Annotated in this window: 23 protein-coding genes; 8 read left to right on the top strand and 15 right to left on the bottom strand. The window is 68.8% G+C overall.

Features of this window, described 5'->3' with window-relative positions:
* The first annotated feature begins 23 nt into the window (after nt 1-23).
* Nucleotides 24-1,547 (top strand): hypothetical protein, encoded by a 1,524-nt coding sequence (locus Q0P60_RS03685; RefSeq protein WP_294988345.1) that lies wholly within the window; start codon nt 24-26, stop codon nt 1,545-1,547.
* Nucleotides 1,548-1,602: 55 nt separating this feature from the next.
* Here Q0P60_RS03685 and Q0P60_RS03690 read toward each other — a convergent pair whose 3' ends face one another.
* The 5 genes from Q0P60_RS03690 to efp form a co-directional block, all read right to left on the bottom strand.
* Nucleotides 1,603-2,322, bottom strand: coding sequence for a squalene/phytoene synthase family protein (locus Q0P60_RS03690; protein WP_294988348.1), 720 nt, complete (start codon nt 2,320-2,322; stop codon nt 1,603-1,605).
* Between the two features lie 11 nt (nt 2,323-2,333).
* Nucleotides 2,334-3,029: a phosphoglycolate phosphatase gene (locus Q0P60_RS03695; RefSeq protein ID WP_294988351.1), complete on the bottom strand. Its 696-nt coding sequence runs from the start codon at nt 3,027-3,029 to the stop codon at nt 2,334-2,336.
* Complete coding sequence (gene ubiG / locus Q0P60_RS03700; RefSeq protein WP_294988354.1) at nt 3,026-3,742, bottom strand: bifunctional 2-polyprenyl-6-hydroxyphenol methylase/3-demethylubiquinol 3-O-methyltransferase UbiG; 717 nt, start codon at nt 3,740-3,742, stop codon at nt 3,026-3,028. The genes Q0P60_RS03695 and ubiG overlap by 4 nt, the downstream gene beginning before the upstream one ends.
* A gap of 25 nt (nt 3,743-3,767) precedes the next feature.
* On the bottom strand, nt 3,768-5,111 hold the full coding sequence (locus tag Q0P60_RS03705; protein WP_053460913.1) for a TRZ/ATZ family hydrolase: 1,344 nt from the start codon (nt 5,109-5,111) through the stop codon (nt 3,768-3,770).
* A gap of 201 nt (nt 5,112-5,312) precedes the next feature.
* Complete coding sequence (efp, locus tag Q0P60_RS03710) at nt 5,313-5,879, bottom strand: elongation factor P (protein WP_014037874.1); 567 nt, start codon at nt 5,877-5,879, stop codon at nt 5,313-5,315.
* Nucleotides 5,880-5,975: 96 nt separating this feature from the next.
* On the opposite strand from efp, the gene epmB reads away from it, so the two are divergent.
* On the top strand, nt 5,976-7,016 hold the full coding sequence (gene epmB, locus Q0P60_RS03715) for an EF-P beta-lysylation protein EpmB (RefSeq protein WP_294988360.1): 1,041 nt from the start codon (nt 5,976-5,978) through the stop codon (nt 7,014-7,016).
* Between the two features lie 78 nt (nt 7,017-7,094).
* Here epmB and Q0P60_RS03720 read toward each other — a convergent pair whose 3' ends face one another.
* From Q0P60_RS03720 to Q0P60_RS03730, 3 genes are read right to left on the bottom strand one after another with little or no spacing between them, the layout of a single operon-like run.
* Entirely contained in the window at nt 7,095-9,221 is a 2,127-nt protein-coding gene (locus Q0P60_RS03720) for an EAL domain-containing protein (protein ID WP_294988384.1), read from the bottom strand.
* Complete coding sequence (locus Q0P60_RS03725; protein WP_294988387.1) at nt 9,218-10,150, bottom strand: phosphate/phosphite/phosphonate ABC transporter substrate-binding protein; 933 nt, start codon at nt 10,148-10,150, stop codon at nt 9,218-9,220. The genes Q0P60_RS03720 and Q0P60_RS03725 overlap by 4 nt, the downstream gene beginning before the upstream one ends.
* A gap of 47 nt (nt 10,151-10,197) precedes the next feature.
* A complete protein-coding gene (locus Q0P60_RS03730; protein WP_294988390.1) occupies nt 10,198-10,968 on the bottom strand; it encodes an RNA methyltransferase in 771 nt (256 codons plus the stop codon).
* 120 nt (nt 10,969-11,088) lie between these two features.
* On the opposite strand from Q0P60_RS03730, the gene Q0P60_RS03735 reads away from it, so the two are divergent.
* A complete protein-coding gene (locus Q0P60_RS03735) occupies nt 11,089-11,916 on the top strand; it encodes an inositol monophosphatase family protein (protein ID WP_294988393.1) in 828 nt (275 codons plus the stop codon).
* A 582-nt stretch (nt 11,917-12,498) separates the two neighbouring features.
* Here the strand turns inward: Q0P60_RS03735 and htpX are convergent.
* The gene (gene htpX, locus Q0P60_RS03740) at nt 12,499-13,365 is read right to left on the bottom strand and encodes a protease HtpX (RefSeq protein ID WP_294988396.1); all 867 of its coding nucleotides are present in this window, start codon (nt 13,363-13,365) and stop codon (nt 12,499-12,501) included.
* A 93-nt stretch (nt 13,366-13,458) separates the two neighbouring features.
* Here htpX and gluQRS point away from each other — a divergent pair, with 93 nt between their 5' ends.
* From gluQRS to phaR, 3 genes are all read left to right on the top strand, one after another.
* Complete coding sequence (gene gluQRS, locus Q0P60_RS03745; RefSeq protein WP_294988399.1) at nt 13,459-14,379, top strand: tRNA glutamyl-Q(34) synthetase GluQRS; 921 nt, start codon at nt 13,459-13,461, stop codon at nt 14,377-14,379.
* A gap of 17 nt (nt 14,380-14,396) precedes the next feature.
* Entirely contained in the window at nt 14,397-15,137 is a 741-nt protein-coding gene (gene phbB, locus Q0P60_RS03750) for an acetoacetyl-CoA reductase (protein ID WP_294988402.1), read from the top strand.
* A 184-nt stretch (nt 15,138-15,321) separates the two neighbouring features.
* Nucleotides 15,322-15,861 (top strand): polyhydroxyalkanoate synthesis repressor PhaR, encoded by a 540-nt coding sequence (gene phaR / locus Q0P60_RS03755; protein ID WP_294988405.1) that lies wholly within the window; start codon nt 15,322-15,324, stop codon nt 15,859-15,861.
* Between the two features lie 67 nt (nt 15,862-15,928).
* On the opposite strand, the gene Q0P60_RS03760 is transcribed toward phaR, so the two are convergent.
* From Q0P60_RS03760 to Q0P60_RS03785, 6 genes are all read right to left on the bottom strand, one after another.
* The gene (locus tag Q0P60_RS03760) at nt 15,929-16,906 is read right to left on the bottom strand and encodes a TraB/GumN family protein (protein ID WP_294988408.1); all 978 of its coding nucleotides are present in this window, start codon (nt 16,904-16,906) and stop codon (nt 15,929-15,931) included.
* Nucleotide 16,907: 1 nt separating this feature from the next.
* Nucleotides 16,908-17,837, bottom strand: coding sequence for a DUF1684 domain-containing protein (locus tag Q0P60_RS03765; protein ID WP_294988411.1), 930 nt, complete (start codon nt 17,835-17,837; stop codon nt 16,908-16,910).
* An 11-nt stretch (nt 17,838-17,848) separates the two neighbouring features.
* Nucleotides 17,849-19,747: a DNA mismatch repair endonuclease MutL gene (gene mutL, locus Q0P60_RS03770; RefSeq protein WP_294988414.1), complete on the bottom strand. Its 1,899-nt coding sequence runs from the start codon at nt 19,745-19,747 to the stop codon at nt 17,849-17,851.
* Between the two features lie 132 nt (nt 19,748-19,879).
* Complete coding sequence (locus tag Q0P60_RS03775) at nt 19,880-21,442, bottom strand: N-acetylmuramoyl-L-alanine amidase (RefSeq protein ID WP_294988417.1); 1,563 nt, start codon at nt 21,440-21,442, stop codon at nt 19,880-19,882.
* 82 nt (nt 21,443-21,524) lie between these two features.
* Nucleotides 21,525-22,007 (bottom strand): tRNA (adenosine(37)-N6)-threonylcarbamoyltransferase complex ATPase subunit type 1 TsaE, encoded by a 483-nt coding sequence (tsaE, locus tag Q0P60_RS03780; RefSeq protein WP_294988420.1) that lies wholly within the window; start codon nt 22,005-22,007, stop codon nt 21,525-21,527.
* Entirely contained in the window at nt 22,004-23,488 is a 1,485-nt protein-coding gene (locus tag Q0P60_RS03785; RefSeq protein ID WP_294988423.1) for an NAD(P)H-hydrate dehydratase, read from the bottom strand. Before Q0P60_RS03785 ends, tsaE begins: the two co-directional genes overlap by 4 nt.
* A 23-nt stretch (nt 23,489-23,511) precedes the next feature.
* Between Q0P60_RS03785 and queG the strand changes: the two genes are divergently transcribed.
* Both queG and xseA read left to right on the top strand, forming a co-directional pair.
* Nucleotides 23,512-24,582: a tRNA epoxyqueuosine(34) reductase QueG gene (gene queG, locus Q0P60_RS03790; protein ID WP_294988426.1), complete on the top strand. Its 1,071-nt coding sequence runs from the start codon at nt 23,512-23,514 to the stop codon at nt 24,580-24,582.
* A gap of 44 nt (nt 24,583-24,626) precedes the next feature.
* Nucleotides 24,627-25,958, top strand: a complete 1,332-nt coding sequence (gene xseA, locus Q0P60_RS03795) for an exodeoxyribonuclease VII large subunit (RefSeq protein ID WP_294988429.1) — start codon at nt 24,627-24,629, stop codon at nt 25,956-25,958.
* Nucleotides 25,959-26,195 lie beyond the last annotated feature (237 nt).

Genomic DNA, 26,195 nt, shown 5'->3' on the forward strand with positions numbered 1-26,195 from the left:
CACTTCGAAACAAGGAACGTTGCATGCCCGCTGCGGGTGATATCCACGTCGTCCACAACGCACGGCTGGGGGCCTACGCGGCCTACCAGCTCACCCATCAGGACAGCGAAAGCGGCGCCTTCGCCATCCTCAGCCTGGACTGGGTGGGCAACGCCGTGCCTGATCCAGCCGAGGTCGCTGCGATGCAACCCGCTCGCTTCAGCCAGTTGCGCGCGGCGCCCACCCTCGTGCACCGCTGGGCCGGCAAGCGCGTCCCCCGCGATTTCCAGCGGGTGGGCTGGCGCGAGCCGCTGCTCACCGATTCGCCCCGAAGCCATGGCAGCTGGCCATGCGGCGACGAACATCTCTGGCAACGCCACTGGGATTCGCTGGATGCCGATGCGGTACGAGCCTTCCATGCGGCGTTGTCCGCCCCCGAAGACCTGAGCGTGGTGCTGGACAACGGTCCGCATCCGGTACGCCGCTGCACCCGGATGCTGGACGGCGCAACGTTGAACCTCGCGCCGTCACTGGACGTGTTCGATGCCCTGCCCCTGCTGACCCAGCTGGAGATCAGCACGCCGGTGCCCGGCCTGTGGCCCTGGCTGCGCACGCGCCCGCTGATCCACACGCTGCGGCTCAGCGGCCTGCAGGCACCGGCCGTGGATCTGCGTGGCACCGGGCTCATGCAGTTGACGATCGATGCCACCGGCCTGCGATCGCTGCACCTCAACCCGCAGCTGGATCGCCTGACCCTGCTCGGCCGCATCGATCCCGGGCTGACCATCCACGCCGAGGCGCAAGGCCGATGGCTGACCCTGATCAGCTCCGATCCACAGCTGCCGGGGCTGGGCCTGGCACAGCTGGGCGAACTGCAGCTGCGCGAGGTACGCGAACTCGACGCCGCCCGCATCGCCGGGCAGTTCCCGCACCTGCAATCGCTGACCATCAGCGGCGCGCCCTGCGTGCTGCAGCACCTGCACCGCCTGGGCGAACTGCGGCAGCTGCATACGCTCAGCGGGAGCAATCTGTTTCCCGGCGCCGGCGAAACCTTCCCGGCACCGGAATGCTGGCCGCGGCTGTGCCGGCTGTGGCTGCACAGCCTGCCCGCCGGGCTCGGCACCGCCATCAGGAAGGCGTACAGGGACGAAGCCGCACAGGGCCTGGACCTGGACGTGGCGCAGCTGCGCAAGGCCGAGTGGCTGGCCGCCAACCTGGACAACCCGTTCCGGGACTGGGAAGGCAGCGCGCATATCAGCGCCCCCCAGGCGGACAAGGCAGCCGCGCTCTATCGCAAGGCCTGCACCGCCGCACTGAAACAGGCTGCCGAACACGGCAGCGATGCCGCCGCCCTGGAGGCCGCGCTGGCGCATATCGGACGCGACTACACCGAGGGCTTCAACGCACTTGATCGCCGTAGCGGCTTCATCGAAACCGAAGAGCGCGAGCAGATCTACGGTGCGTGGCTGGGCATCCTCGACGCGGTCGATGCACGGCGGCAGGACGGTGCTGCGCCTGTGGACCGCGAGCGCCTGCGCGCGGCCATGAACGAAATCAGGAGCTTCTGAAACGCTCCAGCACGGTCGTGCCGGCCGCGGGCCGGCAGCACGCAGACGATGCCGCTCAGCCGCGGGCGGCCCACCACACGCGCAACAGGGTGCGTACCGGCGTCGCTTCGATCGGCTGGCCCGCGGCTTGTGCCGCCACCCTCGCGCGCGCCAGGCTGGACCAGACGCGACGCGGGCGCGGGCCTGGAACGCGACGGCCCCATCCCCTCAGCAGGTACTGTGCCCAGCGCTGCGCCGCGGTACCGGCGTCTTCATCCAGCAGGCTGCGCGGTACCCCGGCCACGCCGGCATCCTGCAGCCGCTGGGCCAGGGTCTGCAGCTGCACGGCACGGCCAGCGCCGGAGCGCGGTGCGCGCTTGCCCGGCGTTTCAGCGAACAGCGCCGCTTCCACCGCCGCGACCGCCTCGGCGTAACCGGCCAGCGCGCGTTCGGCACCTGCTGCATCGAGTGCGACCGTGCGCGCTTCGATCAGGTCCGGCAGCGCCTCGGCCAACTGCGCCCACGGCGCGCGCACCGGCTCCAGCAGGCGACCCAGCGGATGGCGCGAACGCTGCGCGGCCCAGCTGCGCAGTTCCTCGCCCCACCAGGCCAGCTTGGCATCGGCCGGCAACGGGTCGCCACTGGTATTGAGCATGTCGTCGAATTCCTGCAGCAGCGCAAACCACGCCACGGCAAGCTCGCGTTGCGATTCGGCCACGAACGGGGCGGCCACCGACCATTCCGGCCAACGGCTGCGCCACTTGTCGAGGAAACTGTCCAGCGCGGTACTGCTCACTACGTGATTCCTTACGGCTGGGCCGGGGCGACCGGCCGGGTCGGCCAGAGACTGGCCAGTTGCAGAAGTCCGGCGTTCTCGACCAGCACGTCGGCCTGCCAGGCCAACGGGTCATCGCTGTGCAGGCGGTAGCCCCACAGCGCGGCCACCGACGGCATCGCGGCGGCGCGCGCAGCGAGGATGTCGCGCTCGTCATCGCCCACGTACACGCAGTCCCCGGCATCGATGCCGATGGCCTGCGCGGCGTGCAGCAGCGGCAACGGGTGCGGCTTGCGCTCGGCCAGGCTGTCACCGCCGACCAGTACCGCGCAGCGCTGCTGCCAGCCGTACTGCGGCAGGATCAACCGCGCCAGGTACTCGGGCTTGTTGGTGACGATGCCCCACACCGTGCCGGCATCGTCCAGCGCCGCCAGCATGCCGGCCACGCCATCGAACAGCACCGCGTGCTGGCCGATCAATGCCTCGTAGCGCTGCAGGAACTCCGGCACCAGCGCGTCGCGTGCGGCAGCGTCCAGCTCGGGGAACGCGGCCGAGACCATGGCCCGCGACCCCTTGGATACCACCGGGCGCAGCAGCGCCGGATCGATCGGCGCACGGCCACGCGCGGCCAGCATCGCATCGCAGGTGGCCACGAAGTCCGGCGCACTGTCCAGCAGGGTGCCGTCCAGGTCGAACAGCACCGCGCGCGGGAAGCGGGCGGCGGTCATGCCGGCTTGACCGCGTAGGCCAGGTAGTTGATGTCGGTACGGCTGCTCAGGCGGGCGTGGTTGCGCCACGGCTCGTAGGCCATGCCGCTGACATCGACCAGCTGCATGTCGGCCTCGCGCAGCCAGCGCGCCAGCTCGGCCGGCTTGATGAATTCCTGGTAGTGATGGGTGCCCTTGGGCAACAGCCGCGCCACGTACTCGGCACCGACGATCGCCACTGCGAACGCGGCCGCCGTGCGGTTGATGGTCGACAGGAACAGTTGGCCGCCCGGCTTCAGCAGGCGCTTGCAGGCCTCGATGATCGCGCCAGGGTCCGGCACGTGCTCGAGCATCTCCATGCAGGTGACCACATCGAAACTGCCCGGTTGCTCGGCGGCCAGGTCTTCCGCGGCCTGCAGCCGGTAATCGACCTTGGCGCCGCTTTCCAGCGCATGCAGGCGCGCGACCTTGACCAGTTCCGGGGCCAGGTCGATGGCGGTGACGTCGGCACCGGACTGCGCCAGCGCCTCGCTCAGCAGGCCACCACCACAGCCGATATCGAGCACGCGCGCGGTGCGCAGCGGTACCCGGTCGGCCACGTACTTCAGGCGCACCGGGTTCAGTGCATGCAACGGCTTCTGCGGGCCGTCAGCGTCCCACCAGCGGTTGGCCAGCGCCGCGAACTTGTCCAGCTCGGCCTGATCGAAATTGGAGGATGCGTGGGGAGCAGTCATGGGGGAGTCCTTGCGGCGCCGGGGTTCAGGCGCGGATGTGACGGATGCGCTCGCGCCACTGGCGCGCGTTGGCGATGATGCCCGGCAGGTCCATGCCGACCAGCTCACGCTGCACCAGCTTCGGCTTGCCGGCGATCCAGACGTCGCTGACCTGCTGGCGGCCGGTGGCATACACCAGCTGCGACAGCACGTTATGCAGCGGCTGGGTTTCCAGCGCGGACAGGTCGACACAGACCAGGTCGGCCTGCTTGCCGACTTCGATCGAACCAATGCGGTCGCCGAAGCCCAGCGCGCGTGCACCGCCCAGCGTGGAGGCGCGCAGCGTGGTCGCCGCATCCAGCGCGGTGGCATCGTCGGCCACGGCCTTGGCCAGGATCGCGGCCGTGCGGTTCTCGCTGAACATGTCCAGGTCGTTGTTGCTGGCGCAGCCATCGGTACCGATCGCCAGGTTCACGCCTGCGCGCTGCAGGGCGCAGGCCGGGCAGAACCCGGAGGCCAGTTTCAGGTTCGATTCCGGGCAGTGCACCACGCTGACGCCACGTTCGGCGCACAGGTGGATTTCCGCATCGGTCAGCTGGGTCATGTGCACCGCGATCAGGCGATCGTTGACCAGGCCGAGCCGGTCCAGCCGCGCCAGCGGGCGCTGGCCGTGCAGCTTGATCGAATCGTTGATCTCCTGCGCAGTCTCGTGGGTGTGCAGGTGCACCTGCATGTCGAGCTGGTCGGACAGCATCCGCACCCGCTCGAAGTTGGCATCGTTGACGGTGTACGGCGCATGCGGCGCGAACGCGGTGCCGATCAGCGGATCAGTGCGCCACTGGTCATGCAGTTCACCGGCCTTGGCGAAGTACTCGTCGTCGGTCTTGGCCCAGGCGGTGGGGAAATCGATGATGACCGCACCGACCAGCGCGCGGAAACCGTGCTTCTTGTAGACCGCTGCCTGCACATCGCCGAAGAAGTAGTTCTCGTTGGCGCAGGTGGTACCGCCGCGCAGCATCTCGGCGATGGCCAGGGTGGTGCCGTCGGCGACGAACTCCGGACCGATCACCGCCGCTTCCACCGGCCAGATGTGCTGCTGCAGCCAGGTCATCAACGGCAGGTCATCGGCGACGCCGCGCAGCAGGGTCATCGGGTTGTGCGTGTGCGCGTTGACCAGGCCCGGCATCAGCGCGGCCTCGGGGCGGCTGACCACCTGGGCGGCGCGGAAGCGCGCGCGCGCCTCTGCACGCGGCAGGATGGCCACGATCTCGCTGCCACGCACGGCGACGGCGTGGTCTTCCAGCACCACCGCATGCGGCTCGATCGGAACGACATAACCGGCTTCGATGAGCAGGTCGCAGGCTTCGGGGAGGTGCGGGCTATCGCTCATGCGGGCTCACTGGCTGGGGGGGCGGCGAGATACTTCTGGGGGACACGCCCCTGAGTCAGGGGCTGCCGCGAAGCGGCGGGGTCTGGAGACCCGTGAAGCGGGGCCCATGATCTGCCGAAGCAGATCATGGGAGCGCCAGCGCGAATGCGATGGCGCGTACCCGGCCAGCGGCCGGCACTACCGTAATCCGGCTGCGCCGGATTACTTGACGCGCGCGGAGTACTCACCCGAACGGGTGTCGACGCGGATCACTTCTTCCTGGTTGACGAACAGCGGCACGCGGACCACGGCGCCGGTTTCCAGGGTGGCCGGCTTGCCGCCACCGCCCGAGGTATCGCCACGGACGCCCGGATCGGTTTCGGTGATCTTCAGTTCGACGAAGTTCGGCGGCTGCACGAAGATCGGCTCGCCGTTCCACAGGGTGACCACGCAGGACTCCTCGCCCTTCAGCCACTTCTCGGCGCCGCCCATGCCGGCCTTGGTGGCCTGGACCTGCTCGAAGGATTCCGGATCCATGAAGTGCCAGTACTCGCCATCGCTGTACATGAAGTTCATGTCGGTATCGACAACGTCGGCCGCATCCAGCGAGTCGGTCGACTTCATGGTGACTTCCTGGGTACGGCCGTCCTTGATCAGGCGGTACTTCACGCGGGTGAAGGCCTGGCCCTTGCCCGGCTTGACGTATTCGGTGTCGATGATGACGGCCGGTTGGTTGTTGACCAGGATCTTCATCCCGTTCTTGACGTCGTTCATGCCGTAGCTGGCCATGCGTAAACTCCTGAGTGGCAAAAACGCCGCGGGTGCGGCGAGCCGTTAGAATGGAAAGCCCACCGGATGCCGGTGGGCGACTGTTTTTCTGCCCCCATGATAACCGCAGGCCCCCTCTCCATGCAGCTTTCCGCCTTCCCCCGGCCCCAGTCGCCAGGCGCGCCCACGCGCTGGCAGCAGCTCTGGCGCCAGGCCCTGCGCGACCCGCAGGCCCTGCTGGCCCGGCTGGAGCTGGACCCGGCCGCGCTGGGCGTCTCGGACGCGGCCATGACCCAGTTCGCACTGCGCGTACCGGAAGGGTTCGTGGCCCGCATGCGCAAGGGCGATGCGGCCGACCCGCTGTTGCGCCAGGTGCTGCCGATCGACGAGGAAATGCGCCCGGCCCCCGGGTTCAGTTTCGATGCGGTGGGCGATGGCGCCGCCCGCAAGGCCACCGGCGTCATCCAGAAGTACCGCGGCCGCGCCCTGCTGGTCGCCACCGGCAGCTGCGCGATCAACTGCCGCTACTGCTTCCGCCGCCACTTCGACTATGGCGCGGAGAACGCAGCCAAGGGCGGCTGGCAGGAGGCGGTCGCGGCGATCGCGGCTGACCCGGACATTGACGAGGTGATCCTGTCCGGTGGCGACCCGCTGTCACTGGCCACCCACAAGCTGGTTGAACTGACCGATGCGCTGCGCGGGATCCCGCACCTGCGCCGCCTGCGCATCCACAGCCGCCTGCCGATCGTGCTGCCGGAACGGGTGGACGAGGAGCTGCTGGCCTGGCTGGGCAGCCTGCCGTGGCCGCTGGCGATCGTGGTCCACGCCAACCATGCCAATGAATTCGACGCCAGTGTGGACACCGCGATGGCGCGCCTGCGCGGCACCGGCGCACAGCTGCTGAACCAGGCGGTGCTGCTGCGCGGGGTCAACGACAGCGTGCAGGCCCTGCAGGACCTGAGCGAGCGCAGCTTCGCCGCCGGCGTCCTGCCCTACTACCTGCACCAGCTGGACCGGGTCGAGGGCGTGGCCCACTTCGAAGTGGATGACAGCCAGGCCAAGGCGCTGGTCGCCGGCCTGACCGCGCGCCTGTCCGGCTACCTCATTCCCAAGCTGGTCCGCGAACTGCCGGGCGACCCCAGCAAGCGCCCGCTCTGAGCACCCCAGAAAAAGGGGACGGAGGGGATTAAGTCGCTTATGCATTTGCGACTTAATCCCCTCCGTCCCCTTTTTTGGTCAGACGCCGGATTCGATCATCCGCACCACTTCGGTGGCGGTGACCGGATGGCTCAGCCAGTAGCCCTGGCCGAGGTCGCAGCCGCGCTGCGCGAGCAGCTCGAACTGCGCCTGCTGCTCGATCCCCTCGGCGACCACGGTAATGCCCAGCGCGTGGGCCATGGCGATGATCGCCGTGGTCAGCGCCAGATCATCAGGATCGCGCTGCATGTCGGCAACGAAGCTCTTGTCGATCTTCACCCCGTCCACCGGCACCTGGCGCAGATGGCTGAGGCCGGAGAAGCCGGTACCGAAATCATCCAGCCAGACCTTCACGCCGGTGCGGTGCAGCTTGTCCAGCAGCTGCGCGGCCACCATCTCATCGCCGATCACCACGGTTTCGGTCAGCTCCAGATGCAGCCGCGAAGCCGGCAGCCCGGATTCATGCAGGCACTGCGCCACCAGCGCCGGCAGTTCGCCGCCGCGCAGCTGTCGCGGCGACACGTTGACCGATACGAACAGATCGTCGCCGGCCACGCCACGCGGCCATTGCGCGGCCTCCATGCAGGCCGCGCGCAGCACCTTCGGACCGATGATCTCGATCAGCCCGCTCTGTTCGGCCACCTCGATGAACACCGACGGCGGGATCGTGCCCAGGGTCGGATGCTGCCAGCGCAGCAGCACCTCGACGCCGACCATGCGGCGGTCGCGCATGCGGAAGATCGGCTGGTAGGCCAGGCGCAGCTCGCCGCGTTCCCAGGCCCCGCGCAGTTCCTGCTCCATGTGCACGCGGCGCTCGACCGCGTGGTCCATCGCCCGGCTGTAGTAGCGGTAGCAGTTCTTGCCGGCCATCTTCGCCTGGTACATGGCGATGTCACCGTTCTTCAGCAGCGTGGTCGCATCGGCTGCATCGTCGGGGAACAGGGTCACGCCGATCGAGGTTCCCAGGAACAGTTCCCTGCCCTGCACCACCAGCGGCTTGCCCAGCTCGCGTACCAGCACTTCGGCCAACAGCCGCGCGTTGGCGGCCACGTCGCCGTCGCCGACCAGGATCACGAATTCGTCGCCGCCGAAGCGGGCCAGCAGGGCTTCGTCGCCCCCCGCCTCGCTGACCGCGCGACCGATACGCTGGGCGAACTGCAGCAGGGCTTCGTCGCCTGCTTCATGGCCGAGGGTGTCGTTGACCCGCTTGAAGTCGTCGATGTCGGCGAACAGCAGCCCCAACCGGTGGTTGGAGGCGCGCGCGGCCATCAGCCGATGGTCCAGCGCTTCGCGGAACGCGAGCCGGTTGGTCAGACCGGTCAGCGCATCGGTGTAGGCCATGCGCCGCACTTCGCGGTCATGCCGGGCGATCGCATCACGCATGCGGGCAAAGCCGCGCACCAGCTCACCCACCTCGTCATCACGGGTGTTTTCGGCCAGCGGCGCCTGGTAGTCCCCTGCCTCGATGCGGCGCGCGGCCGCCGCCAGGTCGCGGATCGGCGCGACCAGCGTGCGCTGCACGTACAGGATCACCGCCACGCCGATCACCACCAGCAGCCCCAGCATCAGCAGCAGCCATCCCAGGTGCCGGCTGCCGACCAGCTGCAGGCGCTCGCCGAGGGTGGCGTTGGCGGCCTGCTCGCGCTGCTGCACCTCATCCAGTGCCATGCCCACGCGGACGCCGCCGACGCGCTGGTTGCCGACCATGATCGGCATCGCGTTGTCGAGCACCTTCGGCGACTCCTGCACCACCAGGGCCTGTGCCGCCGCCGCACGGGGAGCCAAGGGATCGGCCATCGGCTGGCCGAACCCGGACACCTCGACCGAGCCGTCATGCACCAGCCGCCCGCGTTCGTCGAACACCAGCACGTAGCGCACCACCGGCTGCCGCGCGGTGGCACGCACCAGCGCGCCGACCTGGTCCAGGTCGCGGTAGTACAGCGGGTTGGCCAGCGCATCGGACAGCTCGCGCGCCATCGCTTCGCCGCGGCTGCGCACGCTGCGGTCGAACAGTTCATGGATGACGCCCCCGCTGAGGGTACGCACCTCCCCCTGCATGGCCGCCTGGCGCCCCAGCAGCACCGCCAGGATCGCCACCACCACCACCATCGCTCCGCCCATCGCCAGCAGGAAGCGGGCCTGCATCCCCGAGCCGAGCCACTTCATTCCACTTCCATCCGCACGCGTGTCAATCCTTGTTTCAATTCATCCAGCCGTTGCTGCGCATGCGCATCGACACGGTGGAAACCGGAAGTGCCAAAAAACCGATGCAACGCCGCCTGGGCCTGCGGGTCGCTGGCCGCCTGCAGCAGGACTTCCTGCAGGCGATCACGCACCCGCGGATCGAGGTCGGCGCGGACCACCTCCACCGCTCGCGGATAGGGTTCGGTGCGCAGCAGTTCGCGGAAATCACGCCGGAACGCGGCCGGCACCCGCCGCTCGTCGCTCCAGTCCACGCTGCTCACCGCCCCCACATCCGCCATTCCCTTGTGCACGTAGGTCGCGATGTTCAGCTCGCTGCGTGCAAACACATATCCCACGCTGTCACGCCCCGGCATGTCCGCGACCCCGGCCAGGATCTGCGGCGACAGGCCCTGCTCCAGCAGGGTCATCACCGGCACCAGGTAAGCGCTGGTGGAGGCGGTGTTCTGCAGGGCCAGACGATGGCCACGCAGATCCTGCACCCGCTGGATCGGACTGTCGCGGCGCACGAAGAACACCGTCTGGTATTCGCGTACGCCGTTGCGTTCGGTCAACAGCAGCGGCCGTGCGCCACTGCGCTGGCCCAACGCCACCGCCGTGCCGGACGTTTCCGTGACCCAGTCGACGCGTCCCCGCCGCAGATAGCTGGCCATCTGCTGCGGGTCGCGCGCCATCAGGATCCGTCCTTCGCGGATGCCGACGTCGTGCATGTGCGCCACGACATAGTCCAGCAGGGGCTGCAGCTGTTCGTAATGCGCCTTGGGATCATCACTGATCCGGCCCAGCACCAGCACCGGGTCCGGTGCTGCGCGCACCGTCCCGGCCAGCAGGACCATGGCCAGGCTCAGCAGTCCCCCCTGCATTGCCTTTCGCAGACCCGACACAGACGTCATTCCCCCCTGGGTATCCAGACAGACTACCCGAAAAAATGAGACCGTCGTCAGCTATCCTTGCCGCCCGCCTGGGCCAGCCGCGCCATGCGCTGGGTGTCGGCGAGGATGCCGCGCAGCAGGCGCACTTCCTGCTCGCTCGGCTCGCTGCGCAGGAACAGGCGGCGCAGCTTGCGCATCGCCGATTCCGGGGCGCGGCCCTTGTGGAAGTCGATCTCGTCCAGGGTGTCGCCGAGCTGGGCGAAGAAGCTCTCCATCTGCTCGTGGCTGGCCGCCTGCTCGCGGAAGCCCGGCTCGCTCCCGGCCACCGGCTGCGCACCCAGCAGCTGCATGCGCGCTTCATAGGCCAGCACCTGCACCGCGGCCGCCAGGTTGAGCGAACTGAACTCCGGGTCGGACGGGATATGCACCGCCGCGTGGCAGAGCTGCAGCTCCTCGTTGGTCAGGCCGGTACGTTCGCGGCCGAACACCAGCGCCACTTCGGCGCCCTCGGCGGCCTTGGCCACCGCGCGCGCGGCCGCGTCGGCCGGCAGGTACTCCTCCAGCTGGACCCGGCGGGCCCGGGCGGTACAGCCCAGCACCAGGCGGCAGTCGGCCACCGCCTCGGCCAGGGTGGCCACCACCGGGGCGTCCCCCAGCACGTCTTCAGCGCCGGCCGAGCGGCGGAAGGCCTCCTCGTCCAGCGGCTTTTCGGGGGCGACCAGCACCAGGCGGGCCAGGCCCATGGTCTTCAGGGCGCGGGCGGCAGCCCCCATGTTGCCGGGGTGCTGGGTACCGACCAGGACGAATCGGAGGCGGGTGGCGGCAGGAAACTGGGACATGAACAGGGAAAAGGTCGAGCTGGACGATGAGCAATGGTAAACTGTGCGGCCGGCCACTGCGCCGGACCCGCTCTTTTCCCCCGCCAGTCCATCTCTTCTGCCTTTCCGGGAGCCCACGCCATGCAGAAACCCGCCGTAACCGTCATGGTCAAGGCCGCCCGCCTCGCCGGCAACGTCCTGTTGCGCAACATCAACAAGCTCGAGGCACTGAACGTGGTGCAGAAGGGCCGGATGGACTACGCCAGCGAAGTGGATGCGGACGCGGAAAAGGTCATCGTCAAGGAACTCAAGCGCGCCTACCCGGACTACGGCATCTTCGGTGAAGAAGGTGGCGTGCAGGGCGAGCGCCGCCAGATGTGGGTCATCGACCCGCTGGACGGCACCAGCAACTACCTGCGCGGCGTGCCGCACTACTGCGTGTCGATCGCCCTGGTCGAGAACGGCGAGCCGACCGATGCGGTCATCTTCGACCCGCTGCGCAATGAACTGTTCACCGCCAGCCGTGGCGCCGGCGCTGTCCTGAATGATCGCCGCATCCGCGTGGCCGAGCGCAAGGACCTGGACGGCACCATGATCCACACCGGCTTCGCCCCGCGCGAGCGCAGCCGCGCCAGCGCCCAGCTGAAGGCGGTCGACGCCCTGCTGGTGCACGGCGAGGACATCCGCCGCTCCGGTTCAGCCGCGCTCGACCTGGCCTACGTGGCCTGTGGCCGTGCCGATGCCTACTTCGAAGCCGGCGTGAAGGCATGGGACATCGCCGCGGGCCTGCTGCTGGTCCGCGAAGCCGGCGGCAAGGTCTGCGACTTCAAGGGCGCGACCCTGGGCCGCATGGACAACCGCGGTCCGGAGACCCACCAGATCGTGGCCGGCAACCTGAAGGTGGCCGAGTCGCTGCAGAAGGTTCTGGTCAACACCGGCTACGCCGCCGAGTTCGACGCCAAGTTCTGAGCTTCTGCGTAGAGCAGTCCATGGAAACGGCACCTGCGAAGGTGCCGTTTTCGTTTGCGTGCCCACCGGTGCCCTGCGCTCCTCGGCGAATCAGGGGACGGCGCCCGCGCAGCCGAGCATGGCTCGGCTCTACAGAATGCGAGGCACCTCTTCGCCCCTGATTCCCTTGCGATGCTCGGCTCGCTCAAGACGGACTGGAAGGTCAGGATCAACGGCAACGGCATCCACGCATGGCGTGGAGCTACTGGGTGCAGCTGTGGCATTTGACCTTGGGTCCGCCTTGAGCGAGCCGAGCACCGCAGGTCCGGCGAGGGCGAAGAGGTGCGGGTGTCTGAGCGCAGCGAGTTCCCGCACCGTCCCTCGACGGACCGAGGAGCACAGGGTACCGATGCGCAGCATCGGCTCGCGCCCCGGCGGCGTGTTTCTTTGGTTACTTTCTTTGCACGAGCAAAGAAAGTGACACCCCTCCGCAGTCACGGAAACGATTCAGGGCATCATCCAGCGCCACCGATGCGTATGCCCGCAAACAAGAACGCCCGGCGCGAGGCCAGGCGTTCCTGCACTACCGTGGATGTTGGAGACTCAGGCCACGGTCGACGCGCGCAGGGCAGCGATGCGCTCTTCCAGCGGCGGGTGGCTCATGAACAGCTTCTTCGCGGTCGAGCCAGCGATACCGAAGGCCGCGATCTGGGTCGGCAGCGTGCTCTGGCCGTGGTTCAGCTGCAGGCGCTCCAGCGCAGCGATCATCTTCTGGCGGCCGGCCAGCGAGGCACCACCGGCATCGGCACGGAACTCGCGGTGGCGCGAGAACCACATCGAGATCATCGTTGCGAACAGGCCGAACACCATCTCCAGCACGAACACGATGATGTAGTAGGCGAAGCCGCGGCCGCCGCCCTCGCGGTTGCCCGACAGCGCGCTGTCGATGATGCCGCCGACCACGCGGGCCAGCACGATCACGAAGGTGTTCAGCACACCCTGCAGCAGGGCCATGGTGATCATGTCGCCGTTGGCGACGTGGGCGATTTCGTGGCCCAGCACCGCTTCGGCCTCGTCTTCGCTCATGTTGTGCAGCAGGCCGGTGGACACCGCCACCAGCGCGTTGTTGCGGTTGGCGCCAGTGGCGAAGGCGTTGATCTCCGGGCCTTCATACACGGCCACTTCCGGCATGCCGATGCCGGCCGCCTTGGCCTGGCGCTCGACGGTGGCCAGCAGCCAGCGTTCGGTCGGGTTGCGCGGCTCGGTGATCACCACGGCACCGGTCGAGCGCTTGGCCATCCACTTGGACAGCAGCAGCGAGATGAAGGAGCCACCGAAACCGAAGATGCCGGCCATGACCAGCAGGCCGCTCATCGAGCGCGAGTCCACGCCCAGGAGGGACATCACGATGCTGGCCAGGATCAGCACCGCAAGGTTGGTCGCTAGAAAGAGGGCAATACGGGTGAACATGGGAAAATCCGGCTCGGAAGGGGTCGATATCGGTCAATTTGCGGTGTGGTCAGCTTGAATTCAAGCGCCAACCTGACCGACGATTCAGCCAGCATGACCTCCCCCATTCCCTGTGGCCGCTTCGCGCCCTCGCCGACCGGCCTGCTCCACCCCGGTTCCCTGCTCGCCGCCTTCGGCAGCTGGCTGCTCGCCCGCCATCACGGCGGACTGTGGCGGCTGCGCATCGAAGACGTCGATCCGCCACGCACCGTTGCGGGTGCGGCGGAGGCACAACTGCAGGCGCTGGCCGCGTTCGGCCTCGCCCACGACGGTCCGATCCTCTGGCAGAGCACGCGTGGCGAGGCCTACCAGTCCGCACTGGACGTCCTGCTGGCCAGCGATCTTGCCTTCATCTGCCACTGCAGCCGCAGCGAGCTGGCCGCCAGTGGCGGCATCCACCATCGCTGCGTGGCGCGGCAGGCCCGCCCGGACCCCGCCGTCCGCTTCCGCGTGCCGCGCGGCAGCATCGTGTGCTTCGACGATGGCCTGCGCGGCCGGCAACGGCAGGACGTGCACGCCGAGGTCGGTGATTTCGTGCTGCGCCGGGCCGACGGTTGCTGGGCCTACCAGCTGGCGGTAGTGGTCGATGACGCCGCGCAGGGCGTGACCGAAGTGGTGCGCGGCGCCGACCTGCTCGATTCCACCGCCCGCCAGATCCTGCTGCAACAGGCGCTGGGGCTGGCCGTGCCGCGCTACTGGCACCTGCCCCTGCTGCTGGATGCCCCAGGCCATAAGCTCTCCAAGTCGCTGGCCGCACTGCCGGTCGACAGTGGCCAGCCGCTGCCGGTGCTGCGCCAGCTCTGGCAGCTGCTCGGCCAGGCCCCCACGGCGCTGGATGCCGCGCAGGATCTGGACACGCTGTTGGCCCGCGCATGCCAGGCATTCGACCCGGCACGACTGCCGCGCACCGACATCCTGTTGCCGCCCGGCGCACTTTCCGCGCCGATGTTGCAGAATCCCCCTTCCCCCTCCTGATACCCGGACAGCATTCCATGACATCTCGCGTCGCACTGGTCACCGGCGGAACCGGCGGCATCGGTACCGCCATCTGCCAACGTCTGGCCGACCAGGGCCACCGGGTCGCCACCAACTACCGTGACGAGGCCAAGGCCCGCGCCTGGCAGCAGGCGATGACCGCGCGCGGTTACAGCGTGTCGATCTTCCCGGGCGATGTCTCCGATCCGGACAGCGCCGAAGCACTGGTGCGCGCGGTCGAGGCGGAGCTGGGCCCGGTCGAGATCCTGGTCAACAACGCCGGCATCACCCGCGACACCACCTTCCACCGCATGCGCGTGGACCAGTGGCACGATGTGATCAACACCAACCTCAATTCGGTGTTCAACGTCACCCGCCCGGTCATCGAGGGCATGCGTCGCCGCGGCTGGGGCCGGGTCATCCAGATCAGCTCGATCAACGGCCTGAAGGGCCAGTACGGCCAGGCCAACTACGCGGCGGCCAAGGCCGGCATGCACGGCTTCACCATCTCGCTGGCCCGCGAGAATGCTGGCTTCGGCATCACCGTCAACACCATTTCGCCCGGCTACGTGGCCACCGACATGGTGATGGCGGTTCCGGAAGAAGTGCGTGCCAAGATCATCGCCGACATCCCCACCGGGCGCCTCGGCAAGCCGGAAGAGATCGCCTACGGCGTATCGTTCCTGGTGGCCGATGAGGCGTCCTGGATCACCGGTAGCAACCTCGACATCAACGGCGGCCACCATATGGGCTGGTAAGCCGCGCACGCAGCCGCCGCGGCCTGCGCCGGTGGCCCCTGCCGATGGTCATGCTGCGCAGCACGCAAACCCTTGTTGCGCAACATGATCGCCGCTGAAAGCCAAGCCTGGCGGGGGCTGAGGCGGTTGCAACGGCTGCTGCACTGCGCCATGCTGAGCATCTACTGTGACGAGTGACCGCTTCATGGCTGCGACCCGCATCATCAAGAAGTATCCGAACCGCCGTCTCTACGACACCGAGATCTCCAGCTATATCACCATCGAGGACGTGCGCCAGCTGATCCTGGACGGTGAAGACTTCGAAGTCCGCGATGCCAAGAGCGGCGACGACCTCACCCGTTCGGTTCTGCTGCAGATCATCGCCGACCAGGAACAGGACGGCGAACCGATGCTGTCCACCCAGCTGCTGAGCCAGCTGATCCGCTTCTACGGCGATTCCCTGCAGGGCTTCATGGGCAACTACCTGGAGCGCAGCATGCAGGTCTTCCTCGACCAGCAGCAGCAGTTCCGCCAGCAGATGGGCAACCTGCTGGGCCAGACCCCGTGGGCGATGATGAACCAGCTGACCGAGCGCAACCTCGAGCTGTGGCAGGAATTCCAGCGCAGCATGGGCACCGGTTTCGGCGGCCCGCGCCCGGGTGGCACCGGCACCGGTACCGGCAGCAAGCCCGGCGAACCGGGTACCGGCACGGGTACCGGTACCGGCGGCAAGACGCGCCGCTGAGCCTGCTGCAGTCGCTGAAACGAAAACGGCGCGCCCTCTGGCGCGCCGTTTCATTTTGCCGATCCGGCTACCCGCACATGGCAGCGATCTGGCGTTTGGGCTTGCACCCCGTGCATACACGCTCAACCTTGTAACCCTTCGCCTTCAGCTTCTCGACCACGCCGTCGTTGCCGAGCAGGTGCAGCGTACCGACCACCACCAGCGTTCCACCCTGCCCGGCCTGCAGGTACGGCAGCAGCTTCGGCACCCACGCGTCATTGCGGCCGGTATTGATGCGCTGGTAAAGCTGCGGATACTGCTGGCGCATTTCCGCCGCCATCCTGGTCCACAGCAGGCGCTCATCGCCACGGCGCCATGCATCGTGCAGCTGGCGCGCCTGCTCATCGCCCTTGCCGGCCTGGTCCAGGGCTTCGGACAGCATCTGCCGCTGCTCCTGCACCGTCATGCCATCGAGCATGCCGATCTGCGTATCGATGTCTTCCAGTCCCGCGGTCTTGCGCCCGGTCTTCTGCGCACGCTCCATGAAATGCCGGTCCAGGCCCAGTGCAGGGTCCAGCCCCAGCTTCTGCATCTGCCCGACCGAAATGCTCAGGCCGACGAACCACGGCTTCATGCCCTGCATCTGTGCCAGCGGCAGCTTGTTCTGCGCCGCGAACGCCTGCAGCTTCTGCCAGGTGGCGGCATCAAGGTCACGCTTGAGCTCGCTGCCGTCGGTGCGCACCGCGGCCTGCACCATGCGGCTGGCCAGCTGCGGCGACTGCATGTCCTCCGGCGACAGCTCGAACACGATCCGCTGCGATGCCTCGAAGGCCTGCTCGACATCGGGCGACAACGGATAGTCCTGCGGCTTCAGCAGGTGGAATGAACCCAGCAGGTAGAGGCGCGCATCGCCCGGGCCGGTGACTTTCCACAACAGCGGCACCGGCGGCCTGGCCGCAGCCGCAGCCGCCGTGTCGGTCGCCGGAGCATTGCGTGCCGCGGCCAGCGGTGCAACCGCACAGGCCACCAGCAGCAGGACGGCGCGGAACAGGGGGGAAATCGGCATGTCAGCCTTCTCCTTCAGGCAGGTGGTAGGCCTTCTCGCCGGCTTCCACGCGCAGGTCCAGCCGGTTTTCCGGCGGTGCCAGCGGGCAGGTCGCATAGGCGGTGAACGCACACGGCGGGTTGTAGGCATGGTTGAAATCGATGCGCACCTTGCCGTCGGCGCTGGGCGCATCGGTATCCAGGTAGCGCCCGGCCGGATAGCTGCCACGGCCACTGGTACGGTCGGCAAAGATCAGGAACAGCGGCTGCCCCGTGGCGCCGATCGCCTCCAACCGCCAACTGCGGCCGTCGCGCTGGAACTCGACCGTGCCAGCGTTGGGCATTTCGGTGGTCAGGCCGGTGATATCGACGATCGGCAGGGTCTTGCCTGGCGGATGCGCGATGAAGCGCGCCTGCACCTGCCAGTCCGAACCGCCCGGCCAATACTCCAGGCCGCCGAAATCGCGGCGCGCCGGCGCGTCGGCGTGCTTGACCCGCAACGCATCACGCGGACCGCGGCGGATGATGCTGAGCTGTCCCTTGCCACCGTCGAAGGCGAGCAGGGTCGGCTGCGGATCCTTGTCGGTGTCGACGCGGATGCGAGTGCGCACCGGCTGGCCGTCATGGCTGACAGCAGCGCCGGCTTCGGGCGTGAACCACCATTGGCTGCCCTCGCGGCGCAGCAGGCCCAGCTTGTCCGGCCCGACGCTCAGGCGAATGCCATTGCTGGCGCCGCTGCCGACGAAATGTGATTTGTTCTGCAGCCAGTGCAGGCCCACCAGTGCCGTCCAGCCATCCGGCCGGGTCAGGTCCTGGTAGCGCGCAACGCGCCATTGCTGCTGCGCGGCCGTATAGGCCGGATCGTCGGCGACCGCCGCTGCCGGCGGCGCCGCCGGGCTGCAGGCGGCCAGCACCCACGCGGCCAGCAGGCCGCACGCTCCCCGATAACGCATCGATGCTCCCCTCAACGTCCGCGCAGGAACCAGCGGTCGATCTCCGCCAGCGAAAAACGGGCCCAGGTCGGTCGGCCGTGGTTGCACTGGCCGGACCGCTCGGTGATTTCCATATCGCGCAGCAGCGCGTTCATTTCCGGAACCGTCAGGCGCCGGTTGGCGCGTACGGCGCCATGGCAGGCCATGGTCGACAGCAGTTCGTCCCGCGCGCTCGCCACGCGCCGGCTCTGGCCATGTTCGCGCAGGTCGGTCAGCACGTCGCGCAGCAGTCCTTCCGGTTCGGCACGGGCCAGCAGCGCCGGGATGCTGCGCACATGCAGCGACCCGGGACCGGCGCGGGTCACTTCGAAACCCAGCGCAGCCAGGGTTTCCGCTTCGCTTTCGGCGGTATCCGCTTCGCGCTCGCCCACTGCCAGCGTGATCGGCACCAGCAGCGGCTGCGACTGCAGGCCGATGCCATCGTGCGCATTCTTCAGGCGCTCGTAGCCGATGCGCTCGTGGGCCGCATGCATGTCGACCACGATCAGGCCTTCGGCATTCTCGGCCAGGATGTAGATGCCATGCAGCTGCGCGATCGCGTAGCCCAGCGGCGGCACGCCCGCATCGGCGCTGGTCTGCGGCAATCCGTTCGCGGTCGGCATCGGCGGCAACGCGTCGCCACGTTCCGCAGCGGCCGGGGCGGCATACAGTGCGGCGTAGGCAGCGGGTGCATCGGCCACCTGCAGGCCGAGCGGCTGCTGCGGCCGCCAGCCCGAGAATCCACCGCCACCGCCACCCGCTCCCGGTGCGGGACCGCGGACCAGGCCGAACCCGGATGCTCCCGCGCTTGATGTCATCGCTGCCGTCCCCGCATCCGCCGGGTGTGCAGGACCGGCACCGATCTCCTGTGCCGACACGCCGGCACGGGTATCAGCCAGTGCATCCTTCAGCGTGCGGTAGACGAAATCATGGACCAGCCGCGAATCACGGAACCGCACCTCGTGCTTGGCCGGATGCACGTTGACGTCGACCCGGGTCGGGTCCAGCTCCAGGAACAGAACATAGGCCGGCTGGCGGCCGTGGTACAGCACATCACCGTAGGCCATCTTCACCGCGTGGGCGACGCTGCGATCACGCACCGAACGGCCGTTGACGTAGAGGTACTGCTGGTCGGCACTGGCGCGCGAATAGTGCGGCTGTGCAATCCAGCCGTGCAGGCGCAGGCCGGCGCCACTGTGGTCCACGCGCACCGCCTGGTTGGCGAAGTCCTCGCCGAGCGTTTCGGCCAGCCGCGCATCGGAATACAGGTCGCCCGGCTTGTAGCGGCGCGAGGCCTTGCCGTTGTGCGAAACGCGCAGCTCGACATCCGGCCGCGCCAGCGCCAGTGAACGCAGCCATTCCTCGATATGGCCCAGTTCGGTGCGCTCGGCGCGCAGGAACTTGCGCCGTGCCGGCACGTTGTAGAACAGCTCGCGCACTTCCACCGTGGTACCCGGTGCGTGCGCACGCGGCGTGACTTCGCCGATCTTGCCACCTTCGATCTGCAGCGCCGAACCATGTTCGTCATGCGCGCGGCGCGAGGCCAGGGTGAAACGGCTGACCGAGGCGATCGACGGCAGCGCCTCGCCGCGGAAACCCAGCGTGGCCACCGATTCAAGATCATCCAGATCGGCGATCTTGCTGGTCGCGTGACGCGACACCGCCAGCGGCAGCTGCTCCGGCGCGATGCCACTGCCGTTGTCACGGATGCGGATCAGGCGCACACCGCCCTCTTCAAGATCGATATCGACGCGGCTTGCACCGGCATCGATTGCGTTCTCGACCAGTTCCTTGACCACCGACGCAGGGCGCTCAACCACTTCGCCGGCGGCGATCTGGTTGATCAGGATGTCCGGCAACGGCCGGATCGGACGCGGGCCGGGCGCGCTCATGGCAGAGGATGGGTAGCAGACTTCATGGGTTGATGATAGCGGACAGCTCCTCACCGGGCACAGGACCCCGCGCTGCGCGCGTAGCCGACTGACAGTCGACGCTAAGGAACGCGGTGGCCTGCCTTCGGCGGGTTACTTGCTGCCGCCGGCCATGGTGCCGGCCGCATCGATCTCGGCCTGGGCGCGGGCCGCATACAGCGTGCCCGGTGGCGGCTGGCGGCTGAAGAAGGTATGCACGCCATCCAGCACGGCACCGGCGATCTTGCGCTGGTAGGCCGGGTCGATCAGGCGACGCTCTTCGTCCGGATTGGAGATGAACGCGGTTTCCACCAGCATTGCCGGCATGTCCGAGGTACGCAGCACCGCGAAGTTGGCGCGCTCGATGTTCGGCTTGTGGTTGTTGCCGATCCGCTTCAGGCCGCCCAGCACGTGGCCGGCCGCATCCTCGGATGCCTTCATGTAGCCGCTCTGGGCCAGGTCCAGCAATACGTTGGCGAGCGTGCCCTCGGTCTGCTGCAGGCGGACGCCACCGACCAGGTCGGCCGCGTTTTCCTTGTCCGCCAGCCAGCGCGCGCGCTGCGAAGAGGCGCCCTTGGTCGACAGCACGTACACCGACGAACCGGTCGCCGAGCGGTTTTCGGCAGCGTCGGCGTGGATCGAAATGAAGATATCGGCCTTGTTCGCACGCGCCTTCTGCGCACGCATCGGCAGCGGAATGAACACGTCGCTGTCGCGGGTCAGGTAGGCCTTCAGGCCGGGCGTGGCATTGACCTGGCGGGCCAGCTCACGCGCCACCGCAAGGGTCACATCCTTTTCGCGCTTGCCGGTCGGGCCGATCGCACCGGGATCCTGGCCACCGTGGCCCGGATCGATGGCCACCACCAGGTGGCGCATGCCGGCCTGCATGCGGATGCGCGAGGCATCACTGGGCATGGCCGGGCGCGGTGGTTCCGCCGGTGTCGGCGCCGGTGCAGGCACCGTGGCCGGCGGCGTGGTCACCACCGCAGCGGTGCGCTGGCCGGCCAGGATCGCGGCCGGCGAAGAACTGGGCGTGCTGCTGGCGGTCGTGCCGGCTGCGGCGACCTGTGCCGGCGTGGTGGTCGGGGCCGGGGTCGGCGTGGCCGGTGCAGCGGCGGTGGCACTGGCCTGCTGCTGTACCTGCGCGGTCAACAGCGCGGTGGCGCGTGCCGCATCGCTGCGCGACTGCGCGCTCTCGGCCGGGCTCGGCGCGGGCGTGCTGGCCGGGGCCTGCGGCGGTACCGCCGGCGTCACCGCCGGGCGGCTGGCGGCCACGGCCGGGCCATCGCCCGGCCATTCGATCACCAGCTTGGATTCATTACCCTCGCGCTGCATCTGCGGGCGGAACGGCGCCACCGATTCGGCGAGGTCGAATACGACACGGAAGGTACCGGGAACCGGCTGGCCAGTGCGCACCGCCGTGACCACGCCCTGCGCGGCCGGCATCTTCAGGTTGCGCACGGCGCTGGAATCCGGGAAATCAACCACCAGACGGTTCGGGCCGGCCAGCGACAGGGTCTTGTAGCCACCACTGCCGACCAGCGAGATCTCGGCACGGGTGCCGGTGGAACCGGTGTTGAGCAGGACCTGGCGGACTTCACCTGCCCACGCACTGACGCTCGCCAGACCCAGTCCGACGGCGGCACAGATGGCGATGAGACGGTTCCCCGGGCGCATGGCTCAGGATTCAATCACCGCGCTGAACGGAATGCAACACCTTTTTCCTTAATAATCCGTAACCTGCCGGTGTTTGTTCTCGTCAGCCGACAGAAATGGCCTGCAAGTCGCCCCCTTGAGGTAGCCGTTTCAGCCATTCATGTCCGGCGTCGCTGGACCCAGTGAGACGCGCGCGACGCCCCTGCCCCTCGATTTCCAGCGCCACCACCAGGTCGGTCGGCGGCAATGCGCCAGCACCGCGCTCGGGCCATTCCACCAGCCACAACACCGCGCTGCCCTCGTCCAGGCCGAGGAAATCGAGCTCGCCGGCCTGGCCGATGCGGTACAGGTCCAGGTGCCAGGCCTCGCCGCCGCTGGCCAGCGGATAACGCTCGACCAGGGTGTAGGTGGGGCTGCGGATCGCACCCTGCACGCCCAGAGCGCGTAGCAGTGCACGGGCCGTGGTCGACTTGCCGGCGCCCAGGTCACCGCGCAGTTCGATCAGCGCCTGCGGCGGGCGGGTCGCTGCCAGCCACTGCCCGAGCAGTTCGGTGGCATCGCTGTCGGCAAGGAAGAAATCGGTCATGAAGAGAGGTCCGGGTTGGCCAGTCGCCGCAAGGGCACCAGCAGGTCAGTAGGAAGCAGGCCGCGCGCTCCGCCGGCAGCAGCGGCATCACCCGCGAGCGCATGCAGCAAGGCACCGGCCGCGGCGGCGTCGAAGGCGGCCATGCCCTGCGCGCGGAGGCTGGCGATGATGCCGGTGAGCAGGTCGCCCATGCCACCCACCGCCATGCCCGGATTGCCCGCGGCAATCAGTCGCGGGCGCTGCGCGGGGGCGGTCACGAGGGTACCGGCCCCCTTCAGCACCACCACGGCGTGGAAGCGCTCCGCCAGCCGCTGCGCGCTGCCAGGGCGATCGGCCTGGATGTCCGCCGTGCTGCACTCAAGCAGCCGCGCGGCCTCGCCCGGATGCGGCGTGAGGATGGCATCGGGCAGCGCGTGCGGGTCCTGCGCCAGCAGATTCAGCGCATCGGCATCGACCACCAGCGGCCGGGCGCTGGCCAGCACCCGCGCAAACAGGGCGCGTGCCCATTCGTCCTGCCCGAGCCCGGGGCCGATCGCCACGACCCTGGCCTTGTCCAGCAGTGCCGGCAGCGCATCACCGTCTTCCAGCGCATGGGTCATCGCCTCGGGCAGGCGCGCCAGCATCGGCCCGACATGGTCGCGCCGGGTGCCCAGGCTCACCAGCCCGGCGCCGGCGCGCAATGCGGCTTCGGCGGCCATCGCGATGGCGCCGCCGCTGCCATGATTGCCGCCAACGCACAGCACATGCCCGGATTCACCCTTGTGGGTATTGGCGCGGCGCGGCGGCAGCAGGGCCGGCAACCGGGCCTGCGTCCACAGCTCCGCTGCGGGCGACACCGCGGACCAGGCCGCCGCCGGCAGCTGCAGCGGCGCCAGCGCCTTCCGCCCGCAATGGTCCAGCGCGTCACCGGTGTACAGGCCGCGATGCGGCACGATGAACTGCAGGGTCACCGTGGCCCTCACCGCAACACCCGGCACGGCACCACGGTCGGCATCGACGCCACTGGGAACGTCCAGCGCCAGCAGCGGCGCCGCTTGCGCGTTGAGCGCTTCGATCAGCGCCTTTGCCGCGCCTTCCGGCGCCCGATCGAACCCCAGGCCGAACAGGGCATCGACCCATACATCGGCGTCCGGCAGCAGGCCGCCGAACCCGGCGACGCTGCCACCCGCGGAGGTGAACTCGGAGGCCGCACGCTGCGCCAGCGCGGTCGACGGCGGTTTGCCCGGCAGGGCGACCACCTGCACCTCGCGCCCGGCCAGCTGCGCGTGGCGCGCCAGCACATAACCATCGCCGCCATTGTTGCCGGCCCCCACCGCCACGCCGATCCGCTGTGCCTGCGGCCAGTGCTGCAGCAGGCATTGCCAGGCGGCCTGGCCGGCCTGTGCCATCAGGCCCTGGCCGCCGTCGCCAGCCAGCGCCGAAGCCTGCGCATCGAGCGCACGCGCGGCAGCGGAATCGAACAGATCGGCGAGGTTGGCCATGCGGGGATTTTATACTGGTGCACATGTCCCCCGCCCCCACCCCTGTCGATCCGGCCCAGGCCGTGCAGCGCATCCGCGAACTGGCGCGTGCGCATGGCTTCCAGCGCTGCGGCATCGCCGGCATCGAACTGGGCGAGGACGAGGCGCACTTGGCCGACTGGCTGGGCCAGGGCCTGTACGGCACCATGGACTGGATGGCGCGCCACGGCACCCTGCGCGCACGCCCGGCCGAACTGCTGCCCGGCACCGTACGGGTGATCTCGGTGGGGATGGACTACAGCCACAAGGACGACACCGAGGCCTGGGCCACCCTCGCCGATCCGGGCCGCGCCTACGTGGCGCGCTACGCGCTGGGCCGCGACTACCACAAGCTGATGCGCAACCGGCTGCAGAAGCTGGCCACGCAGATCAACGATGAAGTGGCGCCACTGGGCTACCGCGTCTTCGTCGATTCGGCGCCGGTGCTGGAACGCGCACTGGCGCGCAACGCCGGGCTCGGCTGGATCGGCAAGCACACCTGCCTGATCGACCGTCACGGCGGCTCCTGGTTCTTCATCGGCGAGATCTACATCGATGTTCCGTTGCCGATCGATACCCCGGCTACCGCCCACTGCGGCACCTGCACGCGCTGCATCGATGTCTGCCCCACCCGCGCGATCACCGGCCCGCAGCGGCTGGACGCGCGCCGCTGCATCTCCTACCTGACCATCGAGCATGAAGGATCCATCCCGGACGACATGCGGCCGTTGATCGGCAACCGCATCTACGGCTGTGACGATTGTCAGCTGGTCTGTCCCTGGAACAAGTTCGCCAAGCGCACCGACGAAGCCGACTTCCGTGCCCGCAACAACCTCGACAGCGCACGCCTGGACCAGCTGTTCGCCTGGGACGAAGCGGAGTTCCTGCGCCGCACCGAGGGCAGCCCGATCCGCCGCAGCGGCCATCAACGCTGGCTGCGCAACATTGCCGTGGCGCTGGGCAATGCGCCCGCCTCGGCCGAGGCGCTGGCCGCGCTGCACACCCGCATCGACGACCCCTCGCCGCTGGTGCGCGAGCACGTGCAGTGGGCACTGGGCCAGCACACCGGACGCTGACATGCGATCCTGAGCACCCGCTCGACCCGCCCCCTGCCGCTCCCATGCAGCCACGCAACAACGACATCCTCACCCCCAGCCAGCTCAACACCCTGGCCCGCGACCTGCTGGAAGGCAGCTTCCCGGCGATCTGGGTCGAGGCCGAACTGGGCAGCGTGGCACGGCCGGCTTCCGGGCACCTCTACTTCACCCTGAAGGACGCGCGCGCGCAGCTGCGGGCGGCGATGTTCCGGATGAAGGCGCAGTACCTGAAATTCGTGCCGCGCGAGGGCATGCGCGTGCTGGTGCGCGGCAAGGTCACCCTGTACGACGCCCGTGGCGAGTACCAGATGGTGCTGGACCACATGGAGGAAGCCGGCGAAGGCGCGCTGCGCCGCGCGTTCGAGGAACTGAAGGCGCGGCTGGAGGCCGAAGGCCTGTTCGACCCGGCACGCAAGCGCCCGATGCCGGCGCACGTGCAGCGCCTGGCAGTGATCACCTCGCCCACCGGCGCCGCCGTGCGCGACGTGCTGAGCGTACTCGGCCGCCGCTTCCCGCTGCTGGAAGTGGACCTGCTGCCGACCCTGGTACAGGGCAGCAGCGCCGCCGCGCAGATCACCCGCCTGCTGCAGGCCGCCGATGCCAGTGGCCGCTACGACGTGATCCTGCTGACCCGTGGCGGCGGCTCGCTGGAAGACCTGTGGGCGTTCAACGATGAAGCCCTGGCGCGTGCGATCGCGGCCAGCCACACGCCGGTGGTGTCGGCAGTCGGCCACGAGACCGACTTCAGCCTGAGCGATTTCGCGGCCGACCTGCGTGCGCCAACGCCGTCGGTGGCCGCCGAACTGCTGGTCCCCGACCAGCGCGAACTGGCACTGCGCCTGCGCCGCACGGCGGCACGCATGGTGCAGTTGCAGCGGCACACGATGCAGCAGGCCATGCAGCGCGCCGACCGTGCCCTGCTGCGCCTGAACGCGCAGAGCCCGCAGGCCCGCCTGGAGCTGCTGCGCCGCCGCCAGCTGGACCTGGGCCGGCGCCTGCATGCCGCGTTCGGCCAGCAGCAGGAGCGGCGGGCCGCACGCCTGCGCCACGCCGCCGCCGTGCTGCGCGGCCACCATCCGCAACGTCAGCTCGATACCCTGCAGCGCCGGCTGGCGGCCCTGCGCGGGCGCCCGCAGGCAGCGATGCAGCGCCAGCTGGAACGCGATGGCCTGCACCTGCGGGGGCTGGCACGTTCGCTGGAAGCGGTCAGCCCGCTGGCGACCGTGGCTCGCGGCTACAGCATCCTGACCCGCAGCGATGATGGCGCACTGGTGCGCCAGGTCGGGCAGGTGCAGCCCGGTGATGCCCTGCAGGCCCGCGTCGGCGACGGCGTGATCGATGTGCAGGTCAAGTAAAGGGGTGTTCGGCAGGGCTGCGCCCTGCACCTGCCGAAGCGTTCAAGCAACAGCAACCGCCGAAGCAACAGCCAACGCGGCGCTGGATTGCTGATGGTTTGGCGGGGCGGTGTGGCGGTGCAGGACACGCCGTAAACCCCTCCATGGGGGCTCGATGGCGCCGTCCATGGCGCCAACGGTCCTGCACCGCCACACCGCCCCACCCCCGACAGCTTCCCGGTGACGATAAGTAGATCC

This window comes from uncultured Stenotrophomonas sp. (assembly GCF_945952405.1).
Lineage (GTDB): Bacteria > Pseudomonadota > Gammaproteobacteria > Xanthomonadales > Xanthomonadaceae > Stenotrophomonas.